The sequence below is a fragment of the Marinimicrobium koreense genome (genome assembly GCF_003762925.1).
Taxonomy (GTDB): domain Bacteria; phylum Pseudomonadota; class Gammaproteobacteria; order Pseudomonadales; family Cellvibrionaceae; genus Marinimicrobium; species Marinimicrobium koreense.
In genome coordinates, this window is the sequence record NZ_RJUK01000002.1 from 136,593 (window position 1) to 155,729 (window position 19,137).

General features: G+C 56.9%; 13 protein-coding genes. 11 read left to right on the forward strand and 2 right to left on the reverse strand.

Annotated features, from left to right (window positions below; all coding sequences use genetic code 11):
• The first annotated feature begins 76 nt into the window (after positions 1-76).
• Together EDC38_RS13180 and EDC38_RS13185 are read left to right on the forward strand one after the other, a co-directional pair.
• Positions 77-814, forward strand: coding sequence for an NUDIX hydrolase (locus tag EDC38_RS13180; RefSeq protein ID WP_024462366.1), 738 nt, complete (start codon positions 77-79; stop codon positions 812-814).
• Positions 815-1,180: 366 nt separating this feature from the next.
• Complete coding sequence (locus EDC38_RS13185) at positions 1,181-4,129, forward strand: glycosyl hydrolase 115 family protein (protein WP_170162929.1); 2,949 nt, start codon at positions 1,181-1,183, stop codon at positions 4,127-4,129.
• A 71-nt stretch (positions 4,130-4,200) separates the two neighbouring features.
• Here the strand turns inward: EDC38_RS13185 and EDC38_RS13190 are convergent, their stop codons facing one another.
• Positions 4,201-5,634 carry a DUF1593 domain-containing protein gene (locus EDC38_RS13190; RefSeq protein ID WP_246004440.1) on the reverse strand — a complete coding sequence of 478 codons (1,434 nt, stop codon included), beginning with the start codon at positions 5,632-5,634 and terminating at the stop codon, positions 4,201-4,203.
• Positions 5,635-6,351: 717 nt separating this feature from the next.
• Here EDC38_RS13190 and EDC38_RS13195 point away from each other — a divergent pair.
• The 3 genes from EDC38_RS13195 (at position 6,352) to EDC38_RS13205 (ending at position 11,532) form a co-directional block, all read left to right on the forward strand.
• Positions 6,352-9,222 carry a glycosyl hydrolase 115 family protein gene (locus EDC38_RS13195; RefSeq protein ID WP_123639050.1) on the forward strand — a complete coding sequence of 957 codons (2,871 nt, stop codon included), beginning with the start codon at positions 6,352-6,354 and terminating at the stop codon, positions 9,220-9,222.
• A 35-nt stretch (positions 9,223-9,257) separates the two neighbouring features.
• The gene (gene manD, locus EDC38_RS13200; protein ID WP_123639051.1) at positions 9,258-10,466 is read left to right on the forward strand and encodes a D-mannonate dehydratase ManD; all 1,209 of its coding nucleotides are present in this window, start codon (positions 9,258-9,260) and stop codon (positions 10,464-10,466) included.
• 127 nt (positions 10,467-10,593) lie between these two features.
• Positions 10,594-11,532, forward strand: a complete 939-nt coding sequence (locus tag EDC38_RS13205; protein WP_246004454.1) for a glycoside hydrolase family 43 protein — start codon at positions 10,594-10,596, stop codon at positions 11,530-11,532.
• 82 nt (positions 11,533-11,614) lie between these two features.
• On the opposite strand, the gene lpdA is transcribed toward EDC38_RS13205, so the two are convergent.
• Positions 11,615-13,036 carry a dihydrolipoyl dehydrogenase gene (gene lpdA, locus EDC38_RS13210; protein WP_123639053.1) on the reverse strand — a complete coding sequence of 474 codons (1,422 nt, stop codon included), beginning with the start codon at positions 13,034-13,036 and terminating at the stop codon, positions 11,615-11,617.
• Positions 13,037-13,162: 126 nt separating this feature from the next.
• Between lpdA and EDC38_RS13215 the strand changes: the two genes are divergently transcribed.
• From EDC38_RS13215 to EDC38_RS13240, 6 genes are all read left to right on the forward strand, one after another.
• Entirely contained in the window at positions 13,163-14,512 is a 1,350-nt protein-coding gene (locus tag EDC38_RS13215; RefSeq protein ID WP_123639054.1) for a sodium-dependent transporter, read from the forward strand.
• The gene (locus tag EDC38_RS13220) at positions 14,509-14,733 is read left to right on the forward strand and encodes a DUF3820 family protein (protein ID WP_238559268.1); all 225 of its coding nucleotides are present in this window, start codon (positions 14,509-14,511) and stop codon (positions 14,731-14,733) included. Before EDC38_RS13215 ends, EDC38_RS13220 begins: the two co-directional genes overlap by 4 nt.
• Positions 14,734-14,844: 111 nt before the next feature.
• The gene (locus tag EDC38_RS13225; protein WP_123639055.1) at positions 14,845-15,699 is read left to right on the forward strand and encodes a sensor domain-containing diguanylate cyclase; all 855 of its coding nucleotides are present in this window, start codon (positions 14,845-14,847) and stop codon (positions 15,697-15,699) included.
• A 71-nt stretch (positions 15,700-15,770) separates the two neighbouring features.
• Entirely contained in the window at positions 15,771-16,955 is a 1,185-nt protein-coding gene (locus EDC38_RS13230) for a GGDEF domain-containing protein (RefSeq protein ID WP_123639056.1), read from the forward strand.
• Between the two features lie 316 nt (positions 16,956-17,271).
• Positions 17,272-17,778: a DUF6795 domain-containing protein gene (locus EDC38_RS13235; RefSeq protein WP_123639057.1), complete on the forward strand. Its 507-nt coding sequence runs from the start codon at positions 17,272-17,274 to the stop codon at positions 17,776-17,778.
• 25 nt (positions 17,779-17,803) lie between these two features.
• The gene (locus tag EDC38_RS13240) at positions 17,804-18,970 is read left to right on the forward strand and encodes a lipase family protein (protein WP_123639058.1); all 1,167 of its coding nucleotides are present in this window, start codon (positions 17,804-17,806) and stop codon (positions 18,968-18,970) included.
• The last annotated feature ends 167 nt before the right edge of the window (positions 18,971-19,137 follow it).

Below are 19,137 nucleotides of genomic sequence, written 5' to 3' on the forward strand. Positions count from 1 at the left end.
GACCGTTCCTAGAAGGTTTCAGGAAGATTTGCGCAAAATCACTACTATTTACTAACCACCAATCGGGATGTGTACTGTGGCCAACAACAATCCATCTACTACGCGACCACACAGCCGAGTCGAACCCCTGAACGAGCCGGACAACGTTCTTCCGGGGCTTTCCATCGACAACCTGATTTTCGGCCTGGATCACGGCCAGCTCAAAATCATGCTGGTCAAGCACAATGTGGGCCCAGGCAAAGGCAAGTGGGCACTTCCCGGTGGGTTTATCAAACAGAATGAAAATCTGCGCGACGCCGCCGCCCGCCTGCTGGAAGAGCTGACCGGGGTGCGCGACCTCTACCTGGAACAGTTGAAAACCTTCGGTCGGGTGGACCGCTTCCCCAACGAGCGGGTGGTCACCATTGCCTACTACGCCCTGGTAAGCGCCGAAAACTACACCCTGGTGGCCGGCCGGAATACGTCCGACGCCATGTGGTTCGACGCCAAGGACCTGCCCGAGTTGATTTACGACCACTCCGAGATCGTCGATCACGGCCTGAACTTCCTGCGCCACAAAGTCTGCCACGAGCCCATCGGCTTCAACCTGCTGCCGGAGAAGTTCACCCTGCTGCAACTGCAGGAGCTTTACGAGGCCATCCTGGACGTCAAGCTGGACAAGCCCAACTTCCGCCGCAAGATGATGAAGATGAACCTGCTGGCACCCTGCAACGAAAAGCAGAAAGGCGTACCGCACCGGGCGGCAAACCTGTACCGGTTTGATTCGGCCGCCTATGAGCGCCTGACCGATAAAGGGTTCTCGTTCGAGTTCTGACCTACCCTTTCCGGGGTCCTCCTATCCCTTCAGGCACCCACCGGGTGCCCATCGCTTCATTTCGACTCAAATCAGCACCGGCTTTCCAACAGCGTTTCCAAGGTCACCCCACCATCAGACTCCGTAAATATTCGACCTGACCCAGACCAACGACCTCGGATCAATTCTAGAGTTGGCGCGCCCTGGCTTGTATACTAGGGTACCATCATAGAAAACTAACATCCCTTCGCAGCACGCAAAATAAATAAGGTAGACATCATGAACCGTTCGAATAAAGAGAGAACCAGTTCATCCGGGAGCGCACTGGCTGCGCCCCGAAGCAGCCTCCGATTACGATTCACATGGGTAGCGCTGAGCGTCGGAGCCATGATTATCGCCTTGCTCGTGAGCAAGTCTTTTGACGCCGCTCCAGCAGAATCCGAGTACCGCTCCACCGGCGCCTGGACGCCTTACGACGGCATGAACCCTGGAACCTCTGTTCAGGAAGAGTATCTTGCGCTCGCATTCATGCCCACAACCGAAACCCCGAACGATGGTGCCTTTGAAATTGCGGGGGCAGAGGGTGCCGCTCCTATACACTACAGCGAAGAGGATGCCAAAGTCGTAGAGATTGCAGCCCGCGCCTTGAGAGACGACGTTGAGCGAGTCACCGGTTTGTCGCCAAAAGCATCCAGTGAAATTCCATCGACCTCCACCGCCATCCTCGTCGGGACACTGGGGAAGAGCCCTCTTATCGACGAGCTGGTGGAGTCAGGGAAAATCGATGTATCCGCCATTGAAGGTAAATGGGAAGCCTACACCGCTGCGGTGGTGGACGACCCATTACCGGGGCTGCGCCAGGGCCTGGTAATCGTCGGCAGCGACCGACGCGGCACGGCCTTCGGCATCTTTGGCCTCTCTGAGTCCATCGGGGTTTCCCCGTGGTATTTTTGGGGCGATGTACCGGTAAAGCAAAAGTCCGCCCTCTATATCACTGGCAGCCACACTCAATCTTCGCCCGGCGTCAAATACCGCGGTATCTTTATCAACGATGAGGACTGGGGGTTCCAGCCCTGGGCCGCAAAAACATTTGAGCCAGATGTCGGAAATATTGGCCCCAAAACCTATGCCACGGTATTTGAACTGCTTCTTCGTCTGCACGCCAATATGATCTGGCCGGCAATGCACGAATTTCCCGTAGAAAGCACTCCTTTTTATAAGAACCCTGACAATAAAATCGTCGCCGACAACTACGCCATTGTCATCAGCACTTCACACCATGAGCCCATGTTGACCAACAGCCACGAGTATGATGAAGCCGTTCACGGGCCTTATAACTACTGGAGTAACCGCGATAGCATCTACAACTTTTGGGAGGAGCGCGTTGCGGAAACGGCTTCTTATGAAAACATTTACACCATCGGCATGCGCGGACGAACCGACGCCGGAATGCTGGCTCCCGAGGGTACAACCGACGAAGGAAAAGCAGCAAAAATCCAAAACACCATTATTCCTGATCAGCGACAGATGATCGCCGACCATGTGCATTCCGAACCCTCGGAAATTCCCCAGATATTCATCCCCTACAAGGAAACTCTGGTGCAGTATCAATCCGGCCTGGAGCTTCCCGACGACGTCACTATTGTATGGCCTGATGATAATCATGGGTATATTCGCCAGCTATCGACCGACATTGAAAATCAGCGCTCGGGAGGTTCCGGCGTTTACTACCACCTCCAATATTGGGGAGTACCGAAAAGTTACCTTTGGCTTCACAGTACTCCGCTGGGAATGACTCAATCAGAGATGATGAAAGCCTGGGACTTTGATGCCAATAAAATATGGATCGTTAACGTTGGCGACATCAAACCCTATGAAATCGGTACCGATTTTTTCCTTCGCCTCGCGCGCCACCCCGAAGCTTTCCGCGACTTCGACCAACACCTCTATTTTACTCAGTGGGCCGAAAGGACATTCGACCCGGCGCACGCGGATGCTATCGCGGAGGTGCTCAGGGAATATTTCCGCTTGAACATCGTTAAGCGCCCCGAACACCTCGATCGACGCAAGAGTGGCTTCAGCCTCGTCTCAAACGGGGACGAAGCCCAACAGCGCCTGGACAGATTTGCTGATATGACAAGGGCGGCCAACGCTATATACACACAGCTCCCCGAAGCGCAAAAGCCAGCTTTTTACGAGATGGTCCTCTATCCGGTACGCGCGTCAAACCTTGCCAACCACCGCGTACTGCTCGCTGAGCGAAGCCGTCTTTGGGCGGAGCAAAACCGCGCGGCTACCGCTGAACTTGCGGCTGAGGTCCGGGACGTACAGGACGAGTTGCTCGCCGAAACGCAGTTCTACAATGAGGTGAACGCGGGCGGCAAGTGGAATCACATGTTCAGCCCCATGCCCACATCGGAGTTGCCGGACTGGGCTTACGAGACTCAAAACGCCTGGAACATGCCGGACGTCGGCAGCTATACACCACCAGCGTCAGCGCAGCTGGGCGTCGCTATCGAAGGTTCAACAAAGCCCCTCGACGCAGGCACGGCGGGAACGCTTCCGGTCTTCAATCGCCCGGCCGATTCCCGCTATCTCATTGACGTTTTTAATCAGGGTGCCAAAGAGATGAGCTGGAGAGCCCAGGTCAGCGCCCCCTGGATCGAATTAGAGCGTACAAGCGGAACCGGCGATGCGAGGATCCTGGTTGGGATCGACTGGAGCAAAGCCCCCTACGGTCGCGCTGTACCCGGATCGATCAGCATAACGGGCGCCGGCGCCAAGCGAACCGTCGAGCTTGAAGTCTTTAACCCTGAAGGATTGGATCTCGCGGCACTACCCAACGCCGTGGAAGACAACGGTACGGTGATCATTGAGGCTGAGGACTTCGAGGAGCGCCACGACCTCGCAAACGGTACCGGCTGGCGCAACGTGGATGAGGCCGCCGCCTCGGGCGATGCAATGACAGTAAAGCCGGTCACTGCGCCCAGCGTGGAGGCTGGGGAGCTGGACTCGGCGAGTCCGTCTCTCAGCTACCGGTTCCATGCTTTCAGCACTGGTCCGGTCGAGATTCGAACTCAGGCCTTGCCCACTCACCGGCTGACCTCGGATCACCCAGGACTTCGCTATGCTATCTCTCTCAATGACGGGGCTCCTGAGATCGTCGATATCAATGCAGTGGAATACTCAGACACCTGGAATATCAACACCTTGAGAGCAGCGGCGGTGGGCGTTTCAGAGCACGAAATTGACACGCCCGGGCTGCAGACCATTCGCATATGGATGGTGGATGCCGGGGTGGTTCTGGATAAACTGACCGTCAATATCGACCCCTAAGCCGATTAGCGTCCGGGCTCACGGAGAAGAGAGGCGTATCGCCCCTCTTCTCCGATGAGCCCACTTAATCGCTAGGGAGTTACGGTTACGATCACTCGCTCATAGCGGGTCAGCCGTGGACTCCCTCGATCGGTTACCTTCAAAATGAAATGCAGTTCCTGCTCTTCTTCTACCTCTGGCGCTCGAACGTGTACCCGTGCCATATTCTCGGCACTGTTTATCTCCACCGGATACGTGGGCATGCTGCCCACCTCAGGGTAGTTGAACCACAAAAACTGCAGACTATCGCCATCGGGGTCACGCGAATTACGGGCATCCAGATGAAAATAGCTGCCTGAGCGCACCGAAATTCTCGCGGGGTGATTTAGCGCCGGTACCGGGGGGTGATTAGCTTCCGAATATGGCTTTACCGACCAGTCCATGCGGGCAGCAAAATCGTTCTGAAAATCGTCCCGCCAGCGCCAGAGGGTCACCCGGTAACCGTCAAAGCTCTTACCGGCGGGTTTTAGCGACCGCCCAAAGTCGGAGTAGACCATCGGAGTATAGGTGTCTTCGGCATTGGTCCATATAGGTCGGGTTTCCGGCTCGACAGAAACACCACCTGTGAAGCCGTCGGGGTCCATATCCTCCAGGTCGGGAATGTCCAGCTCGTACCGGCCACCCCAGCCGCCCCAGTCCGGGCGTTCAGGCGTATTGAGGCCATTGGGCACAAGATTCAGCCATGAGGGTGTGTCGCCTTCCATGCCATAAGCCACGTCCGGATACTGTGCTCCCAGAGGACCGTGAGATTGCTGGATGTTTTCCGCAAGCCAGCGATTACTGATGGTGGAGTTGTCAGTGCCCTCGACCACCGAGCTTATTCCCGTCCAGGTCGCAGCGCCATAACCGCCAGGGCTGACGATGTAGAACAAGTCGGGAAAGTTCTCGCGAATCCAGGCTGCCGAATCGTCCTGATCTGAAATGGTGTAAACCCGTAGTTTACTGATCAGCCGGTCCAGCTCTCTTTCGCTTTTTGTTTGCCGCAGTTTGTACAGGGCTTGTGCCAGGGTGTTGGGGCCGCCCCAAACAGAAATCCACAAGGGCCGGTCATCGTCTTGCTCCAGCAATTCGATGATTTTTTCCGAGCCCTCGGAATCCATATCATCACCCACTGCCGCCATTCCGTAAACCGGTAACCCCTGGCTGACGAGCGACCTGAGTTCTGAGGGATCGGGGTAGCCTTCTGCATGCTGTGACAAGTTGACAAACACCTCTTCGTAGGCATCAATCACCTGGTGTATAGATTCCGGGGCAACCATTGTTTTCTGGTGCACGGACGTTGTGGCCACCAGCCCCTGTAACTCAATCTCGTTGGCGTAGAGCAGCAGGCGCACCAGAGTTTGAGCATCATCGGGGTCTGCCTCGATATCAGTGAGCACCAACATCCGTTGTCGAGCATCGCTATGCTGGCCGGTTTCGAGCAACTGTTGCCTGTCAGCAGTGGCAGGGTGTTGGACATTGGTCACACACCCGGAAGTCGTTACCGCTCCAAAAAGAGCGGCCACAAGGAGCCACTGCCGCAAGAAGAAAGCTGATATTTTCATAGACTATTACCCGCTGTATTGATGAATCAAATCAAGGTGCGCCCCAGAGGCCACACTTGAGCGCTAGCCAGCTTTGCCTACGGCAACCCGAGAATGCTCGGAGCAGGGGCTAAGCAACTCATGTGCACCTGACTGAGCATGCCAAATTTACATGGGCAGCCGGACGCCTTGCGGCACACCAAGAAAGGCTACTGGGCAGCGTAGCTGTTAGAGAGGCATCGGACAGCGCCGGCGACAAGCAATGTGGCGCATAAATAGTTTCATGGACTATTTGGCTGAGTCAACATACTTGTATGCATGTGTGCAATAATATTGCAAGAACAGATTTTAATAATTGACGATTGAAAGAACATTCAGTGCGACTTCCGGAACATTCGGGACATTTATCGACATATATGGCGCATCTTGCATCAAGGATGCCCATCTATAGAAAACTCCCATGCGGAAGACGCCTGACCGTGCAATGCGGACACAGGAAACCAGGTAATCGAAGCTCACCATATCTGGTGGCGGGCCTACTTGACCCCGTTTCTCTTTGTCCCTTGTAATCCGAGGTCGACTCATTTAATCTTATTGTTTGTTTGACTAGAAGATAATTGAGCGGCCAATCCGCCACTATTTTCGATTGGTGATTTAGCTATGTTGATAACCCGAACGCTGGCCGGCACCCTGCTCGGCGGTTTATTGGCAACCGCACCCGCGGCACTGGCACTGGAAGGTCCTGACTACGTCAGCCACAGCCCGTCAGCGGGCGCCTTGAGCCTGGTCGGCAAGGAACACATTGCCAACCTCTACGTCGATCCCAGTGATGATCCCGGCGTTCGCCGCGCGGTGCGCGATCTTCAAGCCGACATCCAGCGGGTGACGGGAAAGCAGCCCCAGATCGTGCGCAGCGCCGAAGGGCTTGGCAGCCATGGGGTGATCATCGGTACCCTCAGCGGCAGCTCCCTGATTCAACAGCTGGTTGAGGCCGGTAAGCTGGATGTCTCCCCTATTGAGGGCGAGTGGGATGCCTACCATATGGAAGTGGTGGAAAACCCCCTGCCCGGCCTGGACAAGGCGCTGGTGATTGCCGGCGCCAACAAGCGCGGCGCCATCTACGGTACCTACGATGTGTCCGAGGAAATCGGGGTGTCTCCCTGGTACTGGTTCGCCGATGTACCCGCACAGCAACACGACCACCTTTACATCGATGGTCATCTGAACCTGCAGGACCAACCGAAAGTGAAGTACCGGGGCATCTTCATCAATGATGAAGCCCCCGCCCTGACCAGTTGGGTGCAGGAAAACTACGGCGACTACAACCACGACTTCTACGAACACGTGTTCGAGCTGATTCTGCGCCTGAAAGGCAACTTCCTCTGGCCCGCCATGTGGAACAACGCCTTTGCCGACGACGATGAGCAGAACATGATTCTGGCGGACGAGTACGGCATTGTGATGAGCACCTCCCATCACGAGCCGATGATGCGCGCCGACAAAGAGTGGAACCGCTACGGCGAAGGCCCCTGGGAATACTCCACCAACCCGGACAACCTGTACGAGTTCTGGGTGGATGGCGCCGAGCGCAACAAACCCTACGAAAGCGTCTACACCCTGGGCATGCGCGGCCAGGCCGACACCCCCATGAGTGAAGGCCAGAATATCGAACTGCTGGAGCGTATTGTCGACGACCAGCGCGAGATTCTGAAAAACGTGTTTGACGATCGCCCCATTGAAGACGTTCCCCAGGTCTGGACACTCTATAAAGAGGTTCAGTACTTCTACGAAAAAGGCATGCGAGTACCCGACGACGTCACCCTGCTGTGGGCGGACGATAACTGGGGCAACATCCGCCGTCTGCCGACCCCGGAAGAACGCGACCGCAGTGGCGGCGCCGGTGTGTACTACCACTTCGATTATGTGGGCGGGCCTCGCTCCTATCGCTGGATCAACGTGACCCCGATCGCCAAAGTCTGGGAACAGATGAATCTGGCCTGGGAATACGAAGCCGACCGCATCTGGATCGTCAACGTGGGCGACATCAAGCCCATGGAATACCCCACCGAATTTTTCCTTCGCATGGCCTGGGACCCGGAGTACTGGAACCGCGAGCGCCTGCCGGAATTCGGACGCCTGTGGGCCGAGCGGGAATTCGGCGCCGAGTTCGCCGAGCCCATCGCCGAACTGGTGACTGGCTACACCCGGCACAATGGCCGTCGCAAACCCGAGCAACAGAGTGCCGATACCTACAGCCTGTTGAACTATCGCGAAGCCGAACGTATCGAGCAGGAGCTGGCTGCACTCACCGAACAGGCCGACGCCATTTATGCGCAGTTGCCAGAGGCTCGGCGCGATGCCTTTGATCAGTTGGTGCGCCACCTGGTACGCGCCAGCGCCAACGTCACCCGCATGTATATCGACCAGGCCCGCAACCAGTTGTTTGCCGAGCAGGGTCGGGCCAACGCCAATAAATACGGGCAACTGGCCCGGGAGCGCTTCCGCCACGATGCCGAGCTGGAGGATCATTACCACACCGAGATCAGTGACGGTAAGTGGAATCATATGATGTCCCAGCCGCGCATTGGCTACACCCACTGGAACAACCCGCCGGAGAACACCGCGCCGCTGATCTACGACTACCAGCCCCACAGCAAACCCGACATGGGCGTGGCCGTGGAAGGCATGGAGAAGGCCTGGCCGGTACCCGGCGCTTACACGCTGCCCACCTTCAGCCCCTATGGCACGAAGAGCCACCGGATTGAGGTATTCAACAAAGGCACCGCACCGTTCGACTTCAGCGCTGAACCCAGTGACGAGTGGATTCAGGTCAGCCAGCGCGAAGGCACCGTGAACGAGCTGGTCACCCTGGAGGTCAGTATCGACTGGGATCAGGCACCGGCCGGCTCCCACCAGGGTCACGTATTTGTGAAGGGCACCGGCTGGGGCGGCGCCCGCGTGCAGGTGGAAACCTTCAAACCCGCCCCCCGCGTGGCCAGACAGGTGAAAGGCTTCGTGGAAGCCAATGGCTACGTCAGCATTGAAGCCGGGAATTTCCATCGTAAACAGGACCGGAGTGGACACCGCTGGGAGGTGATTCCGCAGCACGGGCGCACCCAATCGTCGATCAGCACCTTCCCGATTTCGGACACAGAGTTTGAAGATCCGGCCGAAAGCCCTTATGTTGAGTACGACATTTACTTCTTCAGCACCGGTGAATTTGACGTACATGGGCTGTTTGCCCCCAGCCTGAACCTGGTACCGGGGCGCGGCTTGCGCTATGCCATCGCCTTTGATGACGCCGAGCCCCAGGTCGTAGACATCCTGGAAGACCTGAGCAGCGAAGCCTGGGAAACCGCCGTCAGTGACGGTGTGCGTCGCTCGGTGAGCACCCACACAATCCGCGAGCCGGGGCTGCACACCCTGCGGATCTATCGGGTCGACCCGGCGGTCACGCTGCAGAAGTTGATGATTGACACCGGTGGTCTGAAACCCAGCTACCTGGGGCCACCGCAGAGCGAACGCCGCTGAGCGCGCAAAGGACGACAACGAATGAGCATGACACTATGAAAATTACCGACGCCAAAGTCATACTGACGTGCCCGGGCCGCAACTTCGTGACGGTGAAAATCACGACCGAAGACGGCCTCTACGGCATTGGAGATGCGACCCTGAACGGCCGGGAGAAATCCGTGGTCTCTTACCTGGAAGACTACGTGCTGCCCGCCCTGATCGGCCGCGATGCCCAACGCATTGAAGACATCTGGCAGTTTGTCTATCGCGGCCCCTACTGGCGTCGCGGTCCCGTGGGCATGACGGCGCTGGCGGGTGTGGACGTCGCCCTATGGGACCTCAAAGCCAAAGCGGCCAATATGCCCCTGTACCAGCTCCTGGGTGGCCGCAGCCGCGACCGCATCATGACTTACACCCACGCCAATGGCGAGGACATTGAAGCGACATTGGCCGCCGTTGAAAAAGCCCGCAAGCAGGGCTATCAGGCGATTCGCGTGCAGTGCGGCATTCCCGGCATCGACAAGATTTACGGCGTGCCCAAGGGCGGAAAGGCCTATGAGCCTGCCGATGCCGATCTGCCCTCGGAAGAGAGCTGGTCCACGCACAAGTACCTGAACTTCATTCCCCGGGTGTTTGAAGAAATCCGCCGCGAATTCGGCCCGGACCTGCACCTGTTGCACGACGTGCACCACCGTCTGACGCCGATCGAAGCCGCGCGCCTGGGTAAAGAGCTGGAGCCCTACCACCTGTTCTGGCTGGAGGACGCGGTACCGGCAGAGAACCAGGACGTGTTCAAGCTGATCCGCCAGCACACCACCACCCCCCTGGCGGTGGGCGAAATCTTCAACAGCATTCACGATTGCCGCGAGCTGATCCAGAACCAACTGATCGACTACATCCGCACCAGCGTGGTTCACGCCGGCGGGATTACCCAGATGCGCCGTATTGCCGACTTTGCCAGCCTCTGGGGTGTGCGTACCGGCAGCCATGGAGCGACCGATCTGTCTCCGGTGTGCATGGGCGCGGCCCTGCACTTCGATTACTGGGTGCCCAATTTCGGCGTGCAGGAACACATGCCCCACAGCGAGCTGATGGAGTCTGTGTTCACCCGCGCCTACCAATTCGAAGACGGCTTTTTCACGCCGGGAGAGACTCCTGGCCACGGCGTGGACATCGACGAAGTCGAGGCGGCGAAGTACCCCTACAAGCGGGCCAGCCTCCCCGTTAACCGACTGGAAGACGGAACGCTGTGGCACTGGTAACTCAGCCCGGCGCCGTTCCGTTCGACGTTTGACTCAATAGATGATTGACCAAAAAGAGAGATATCACGTGACCGACACCAACCCCAAATCTCAGCAGAAGTTCTCCTCGGCGCCACTGGTGACGCACATGTACACCGCTGACCCGTCGGCCCATGTGTTCGAGGGAAAAATCTACATCTACCCGTCTCACGATGTGGAGGGCGGGGTGCCATTCAATGATGACGGCTCACACTTCTGCATGGAGGACTACCATGTGTTCTCCATGGACAAGCCCTTCGGGGAGGTGACCGACCACGGCCTGGCGCTGTCGGTAAACGACGTCCCCTGGGCGGCCCGTCAGATGTGGGCGCCGGACTGCACTGAGAAGGACGGCAAGTATTACTTCTACTTCCCCGCCAAAGATCCGGACGATGTGTTCCGTCTGGGTGTTGCCGTTGGCGATCGCCCGGAAGGCCCCTTTGAGCCGCAGCCCGAAGCCATCAAAGGCAGCTTCAGTATCGACCCCGCCGTGTACAAAGACGGTGACGACTACTACCTGTACTGGGGCGGCATCTGGGGCGGCCAGTTGCAGCGCTGGGTCAACGGCACCTTCAGCCAGCAGGACCAGTACCCCGCCGACGACGAGCCGGCCCTGTGCCCGAAAATCGCCAAGCTGCGCGACGATATGCTCGAGTTCGCCGAAGAGCCACGGGATATTCTGCTGCTGGATGAAAACGGCGAACCGCTGAAAACCGGCGATAACGCCCGACGCTATTTTGAAGGCCCCTGGGTACATAAATTCAAGGACACTTACTACTTCTCCTATAGCACCGGCGACACTCACTGCATCGCCTATGCCACGGGTGACAGCCCCTATGGGCCTTTCACCTACAAGGGCATCATGCTGGAGCCGGTGCTCGGTTGGACCAACCACCACTCAGTGGTGGAGAAGGACGGGAAGTACTACCTGTTCTACCACGACTGTGAAATCTCGGGCGGTGAGACGCACCTGCGCAACATCAAGATGGCCGAGTTGATTCACAACGAAGACGGCAGCATCCAGACTGTGAGTGCGTTTGAGAAGTAGTCTCGTAGGTCGGGTTAGCGCGCAGCGCGTAACCCGACATCCCGCACCCAGCGTCGGATTACGGCCTGCGGCCTAATCCGACCTACTTCTTCTTGGCCAACGGATTCGGCAAATCGGTAATGGTTCCGGCCGCCAACTCCCCGGCCAGGCCCACCGTCTCGTGCAAGGTCGGATGCGCGTGCACCGTCATCGCCAGATCTTCGGCCGAGGCGCCGAACTCCAGCGCCAGGCTCAACTCACCCAGCAACTCCCCGGCATTCAACCCGACAATACCGGCGCCCAACAGCTGATCGTTTTCCTTGCGATAAATCAGCTTGGTTTTACCTTCACTGCGGCCGGCACCCAGGGCCCGACCACTGGCCGCCCAGGGGAACACCGCCGTGCGATACTCGACGCCCTGCTCCTTCGCCTCTTTCTCGGTCAGGCCCACCCAGGCCACTTCCGGATCGGTATAGGCAATGGAGGGAATGCAGCGCGGTTCCACAATATGGTGGCCGGCAATCACCTCGGCGGCGGCATGGCCCTCGTGGCTGGCCTTATGCGCCAGCATCGGCTGGCCAATGATGTCGCCAATGGCGTAAATGTGCGGCACATTGGTCTGCAGCTTCTCGTTGGTGTGGATAAAGCCGCGCTCATCCACCTCGACACCCGCCTTGTCGGCGCCGATTTTCTTGCCGTTGGGCGCACGGCCCACCGCCACCAGAATGGCATCGTAGTTCTGGTCCTTGTCCGGCGCGTTCTTGCCCTCAAAGCTCACCTTAAGGGCCGTCTTGTTGGCCTTCACATCGGTAACCTTGGTGGACAGCATCACATTGAAGTTGTCCTTGTTGTACTTGCTGTACACCTGCATCAGGTCTTTGTCCGCCGCCGGAATCAGCTGATCGGCGAACTCCACCACATCCACGGTACTGCCGAGGGCTTTGTACACCGTTGCCATTTCCAGACCGATAATGCCGCCACCGACCACCAGCAGCTTTTTGGGCACCTCGGGCAGCTCCAGCGCGTCGGTGGAATCCCACACCCGCGGGTCGTCATGGGGAATGAAGGGCAGCTTCACCGGCTGGGAGCCGGCGGCGATGATCGCATTCTCAAACTCCACCTCAGTGGTCTTGCCATCGTGGGTGACTTTCAGTTTGTGGTCGCTTACAAACTCGCCCACGCCCTGCACCACCTGTACCTTGCGCTGCTTGGCCATACCGGCCACGCCCTGGGTGAGTTTACCCACCACGCCTTCTTTAAACTTGCGGATCTCATCCAGATCAATCTTGGGCTTGGAGAAGGTCACGCCGATGTCCTTGCCGTGGGTGCCCTCATTGATCACCTGAGCGACGTGCAACATCGCCTTGGAGGGAATACAGCCCACATTCAGGCACACGCCGCCCAGGCTGGGGTAGCGTTCCACCAAGACCGCGTCCATTCCCAAATCCGCCGCCCGGAAGGCCGCCGAGTAGCCGCCTACGCCGCCACCCAATACCAAAACCTGTGTCTTCAGAGTGTCTGCCACGGGAACTGTCTCCTGTTGTCGGTTCGATGCAGCCCCTGATACTAATGACTCTGGACCCAAAAGCCAATAAACTGGCCCCCGACAGCCAGAAACAACCATAAACGCGCCCAGGACAAAGGCCACGGCATGAGCGAACCCCGCGGACAGTTTTCCTCCAAAATCGGCTTTCTGATGGCCGCCTCCGGCTCCGCAGTGGGGCTGGGCAATATATGGGGTTTTCCCACCCAAGCCGCCAGCAACGGCGGGGGCGCCTTTGTGCTGGCCTACCTCGTACTCGCCTTCCTGCTCGCCTACCCGGCCCTGATGGCCGAACTGGTGATCGGCCGCCACGCCCGCGCCAATATCGTCACCGCCCTGGACCAACTGGGCGAGCGCCCCCTCACCAAGCGCCTCGGCCGCGCCGTGGGCTACTATGGCGTGCTGATTGCCGGGCTGATTCTGAGCTTTTACGCCATCGTCGCCGGGTGGATGCTGGCGGAGTTCGGCAAACCCGTGGCGCACCTGATCGGTTGGAGCGGCGCCGAACAATGGCTGGGCGGCGATAGCCTAGTCCGCAACCTGCTGGTGTGCGGCATCTTCACCGCTTTTACCGTGGCCATCATCGCCAAAGGCGTGGAAGATGGCATCGAAGCCTGGTCCACCCGACTGATGCCTCTGCTGTTTATCATTCTGCTCGGGCTGATTCTCTACGTTCTGGTGCAACCCGGCGCCACCGATGGCCTGAAAACCTACCTGATCCCCGACTTCCGCCAACTGGCGGACCCCGGCCTGCTGCTCAGCGCCATGGGCCAGGCGTTCTTCTCGCTCTCGCTGGGCGTGGGCACCATGCTGATCTACGGCTCCTACCTGCGCAAAGACGACAGCCTGCCGCGCATGGGCGCCGCCGTCACCCTGCTGGACATTAGCATCGCCTTCACCGCCGGGCTGCTGATTCTGCCCGCCATGTACGTCGCCCAACATCAGGGTATCGCCATCTACGGCGATAACGGCGAACTGCTCGCCGGGCCCGGTCTGATTTTTCAGGTGCTTCCCAGCCTGTTCGCGAACATGGGCGGGGCCGGCACCTGGCTGAGCGTCGCCTTCTTTGCCCTGATGAGCATCGCCGCCCTCACCTCCTCTATTTCCATGCTTGAAGCGCCGGTCTCGGTGGTCACCGAACGCACCCGCCTGAAGCGCTCCGGCGCCGCCTGGAGCATCGGCGCTGTTATCTTCGTCATAAGCGCACTGATCATCGCCAACATGAGCACCCTGTTCGACGCCACCGTCTCGCTCACCACCGAATACAGCCAACCGCTGCTGGGCATCGCCCTGTGCCTGTTCGTCGGCTGGATCATGCACCGCAACCAGCTGCTCAACGAACTCAAAGCCGGCCACCAGGACATCGAGCACAGCCTGTTCTGGAAAATCTGGCCCTTTTACGTGCGCATCATCTGCCCACTGCTGATACTTCTGGCCTTTATACAGACCTTGCGATGAACCCTGACCTGAATCCACAAGACCTGCTCGACGCCGTCAACCAGACTATGCCCTTTGGTAAATACCAGGGGCGCAAGCTGCTGGAACTGCCGGAACCCTATCTGGTGTGGTTTCATGGGCAGGGGTTTCCCAACAGCAAATTGGGGCGGCAGCTGGCGTTGATGTATGAGGTGAAGGTGAATGGGCTGGAGGGGATGTTGCAGGAGTTGGTGCGGCGGTGACGTTTGAACTTGATTCCTGTATAACACGAATTATATGGGCAAGTTGCCATACGACTATTAACAAGGCCTGCCAATATCCGACCTATATGAATCACCAGATGCACCTGAACCATGCCCGTTGATCTGAAGGCACTTTTCCCCAAGCTGACCAATCTGTTATTGGACGCTGTGTTCGTCGTCGATCTGGACGACCGGATCGTTTTTGTGACTGATGCGTGTGAGGCATTACTGGGATATCGTGCGGATGAGCTGATGGGTACGCCGATCACCGATTATGTGCATCCCGATGACCTCGAAGCCACGCGAGCGTCCATTGTCCGAGTCATGGACGGTCAGCCCCATAACGACTTCTGTAACCGTTACGTCCACAAAGATGGCACTGTTGTTTACATCCTCTGGTCTGCCCGTTTATCCGAAGAGGACGGCGTGCGGATCGGTGTGGCGCGGGATGTGACGGCTCTGAGGCAGGCCGAGGAGAAACTGCGCTTCCTTGCTCATCACGACCCCTTGACAGGGCTTACCAACCGATTGTTGTTCCATGATCGACTCGAGTCGGCCCTGCGTTCTGCCCACCGCCACCAGAGCCGCCTGGCGTTGCTGTTTCTGGATCTCAATGACTTCAAGTACATCAATGATACCCATGGCCATGCCATGGGTGACCGGGTGCTCTGTATGATTGCCGAACGGCTGAAAGGTTGCGTTCGAGAGACGGACACGGTGGCCCGGATGGGTGGCGACGAATTCACGGTGCTACTGACGGACATCCAGTCGGTGGCAGCCGTTTACGACAAGGTTGAGGAAATCATCGCCGCCGTGACAGCGCCCCTGGGTGCCAAGTTCGGCACTATCAAAACACCGTCCTGCAGTATCGGCGTAGCCTGCTATCCTGGGGACGGAGAAGACGCCGACACCCTATTGAGCCATGCGGATGACAGTATGTACCGGCTGAAACGGCGACGTAACTAACCCTGGTGGACGAGCTACACTGTAGGCAACGCATAACACGAATCGGGATCACAACCGGGGACATCAGACCATTGTCACAACACCATAAACACAATGACATACACTGGCTCACGGGTCAGTTTTTCGACTCCAGTAACGAAACACAGTACCGTGACTCGATCGGCGAGAGAGTCCGGTTTGAATCGCGTCTCGCACTGATTGTGGCGTCCGCCGTCTTTGCCATGTTTGGCATCAGCGACTACAACCTACTGGGGTTCACCCGAGAGTATTATCTATTGTTGACCATGCGCATTGTTGTGGTCAGCTCATGCCTCGCGCTTGCTTTTATCATTGGGCGGAGAGGCGGGTACTCACGAAGCGTATGGCTGCATGCCTTGCCGCTGTGGATATTCGCGGCAGGTATTATTCTGATTGTCCCCCTGCGCCCAGACAGTTTTTCGACTCAGGTAACGTCCACCGTCGTCGCGATAATGGCCTTTTACCTTCTTATTCCCAATTTGCTTACGGTGGCGGCAATAGCAAGCGTCAGTTTGAGTATTGGATTTTTGTGGGCGGCTATTATTTATGTCGGCATATCACCTGCCGTTACACTCCGTATCGGCCTTCTGTTGGTCATGGCCAATATCGTCGGTTATTGCGCCCTGTTGCGAGTGGAGTTTCTACAGCGCCAGCAATTTACGCTGCTGAACGAGGAGCGTGACCAAAACCGACAACTGCAAACCGAGATTGCACACCGGAAGTCACTGGAAGACCAGTTACGCATGGTCGCCGAACATGACGCACTGACAGGCGTCAATAGCCGGGGACACTTTATGAAGCGGGCCGAAGCGCTGCTGCAGCGCTCCCAGCTGGAAAAGCCTCCCTTCTGTCTGTTCATGATCGATATCGACCACTTCAAGGACGTCAATGATACCTGGGGCCACACCTGTGGTGATCGAGTGTTGACCAAAGTCGCCGACGTTTGTCGGCACTCATTGCGCCCCACCGACATCATTGGCCGCTTCGGAGGCGAGGAATTTGTGGTGGCGCTGCCGAACACTGATTCAATCAATGCGCAAGCCGTGGCAGAGCGGTTGAAGGAGAATGTCGCCGCGCTGATACTCGACGGAGAAATGAGCGATCTTCGACTGAGCGTCACCATTGGTATAGCGGTCGCCAACGCCGACGATGATCTGGATGCGCTGATTACCCGGGCGGACAACATGCTCTATGTCGGTAAGCGCGATGGTAGAAATCAGGTCGTGATGTTGAGTTAAGATGGCGCACAAAAAACTGGAATACGTTCGTCCAGTCGACTTCTGGGCTGGGGATAGCAAGAACCCGGCCGATGCAGGAATACGGGTGCTTCTATTGTGCCCCCATACGACACCGCTTTCGTATCCTCTTGCGACAAGGATCTCGCACACACCAAGTAGTTCTGAATACTGCGCCACCATCAAGGCAAAATGCCTGCTACTGTTGCTATGACCATTGCTCAGCACACTGTTAATTGGTTCACAGAAGCCAAATTAGAGGGTTGTTAAGATATTTCTTTATTGCGACGGATATGACTACTGAACACGGAGTGTCACTGTGCACGCCTCCCCTATCAAATTGATTGCTATTGGTTTGGCGCTAGTGTCGACACTCGCGGCAGCCCCACTTATGCTTTCTAAAAAAGGATTTGCTATGTCATTGTTTGGCGAAAAACAGAATATCGTTGTTGCCTCCCCAGTTGAAGGCATCATTACTCACCACGGGACGCCCGCCGCAGGCGCTCAGGTCGAGCAGTTTCTACGCTGGAAAGACGAAAACGGCGAAACCCGTACGGTCGAGACCGACAAGTCTGGGCATTTCCTGTTACCCGTCAGGGAGGATGAAGTCAGAATTTCGCCACTTTCCCGTTTTGTGATTCACCAGAAGATCACCGTTCGCTTCCAAGGGGAAGAAACCGTTATTTGGTCCTTGGGAACATCTCATCGGGAGCTCTATGGTGAACTGGGCAAGAAGCCGGAAGCCCTCCACTGCGAATTAACCGGTGAACCTGCCACTATGGAGCTGGAAGACGGATTGCTTTATACGTTGTGCCACTGGAACTAATTCATTTAAATCAAAGGAATGAATAATGCCTACCCTAACACCGTTTGAGTCTTCAAATCTCGCTAGTCGGGTCTACCTGGTTCAGGACGAGCTGACTGTGGGCGCACTACTGAATGACCCTCTATTTTCTATCGACGCCGAACGTAAGACGTCCATGAATGCCAACGTAGGCGGTAGGTTCATCAGGGCGGCCAAAGACGCCTTCGCCGTCTGCGCCAAAGGCAGCGGTCGGTTCAAAGAAGACGTCTTTCTGATCTTCAGAGGCTCCACCAACGCCAACAACAGTGCGGACTGGATCAGCAATGCCCGGATCGGGCTTGAATTCTCCCAAACCGGGTTACCTGTGCATATTGGTTTCAATCAGATATTTCGGAGCCTTCTTGGTGATATTCGACAATTTCTACACCAAAACGTAACGTCTAAGACCACCATCCATATTCTCGGGCATAGCCTTGGCGGTGCGGTCGCCAACTTAGCCGCAGACTGGGTCAAGAAAAACTATGGAAGAAAAGTCATACTGTACTCATACGGTGCTCCGCGCGTCGGTGGTTTCTGGTTCGCCAGAAAAGCGGGAATCCGGCTCAAGGAGCAAAATATCTATCGGGTGTACCACAAAACTGACCCGGTCCCCATGATTCCGGTCTTTCCCTATACCCACACGCCGGTTTCCGATACCGGATACCAGCTCCATTCATCCCAAAGCATTGTTTCCACTGAGGCTCATGACATCAAGGGTTATCGTAACGCGGTAAAAGAATCCACGTGGGCGTCGCTCCAAGGACCTCTTGCGCCGTTTCAGATTGATCATGTCATTGAACAATGGCTCCGTTCTGACCATCAACCCAACGCCGCCGATCCTACCATATGGGATTGGTTGAACGCCGCTACTATCTGGGTATTACGCAAGGTCTTACTGGGAGGGCTGGTAGTTGCACAAGCCACATTTATTGGTTTGCATTCTCTCGCAGACAAAATTGCCTGGGCTCTTAAAACCGGTGCAGATACGTCAAAGGATGTCAGCTTCTGGGTAGTCCGCTTGTTGAAAAAAATCATGCGTGTTCTGGGTATGCCTGTAATTGAAACCACCAAGGAACTAACCCAAGCATTCATGCGAAAAGTGCTAATTCGTTTAATTGAGCGAATAACTTACCATGCTCAGCAAGCGATTAGACAAATCACCGGCCCGCGATAACAGAAACCGTGCAGCACTACTCGCCGTAGTTGCAATTCAGAATACTCATTCGCTTTAATCGCCTCCATATCCAAGGGCCGGCTCCGGCCCTTGGATGAACTTTGAACCTTTAACAATCTCCCGCCGAGACGCTTCCACCTCCAACGTCTTCATGGCACCCATTTCAT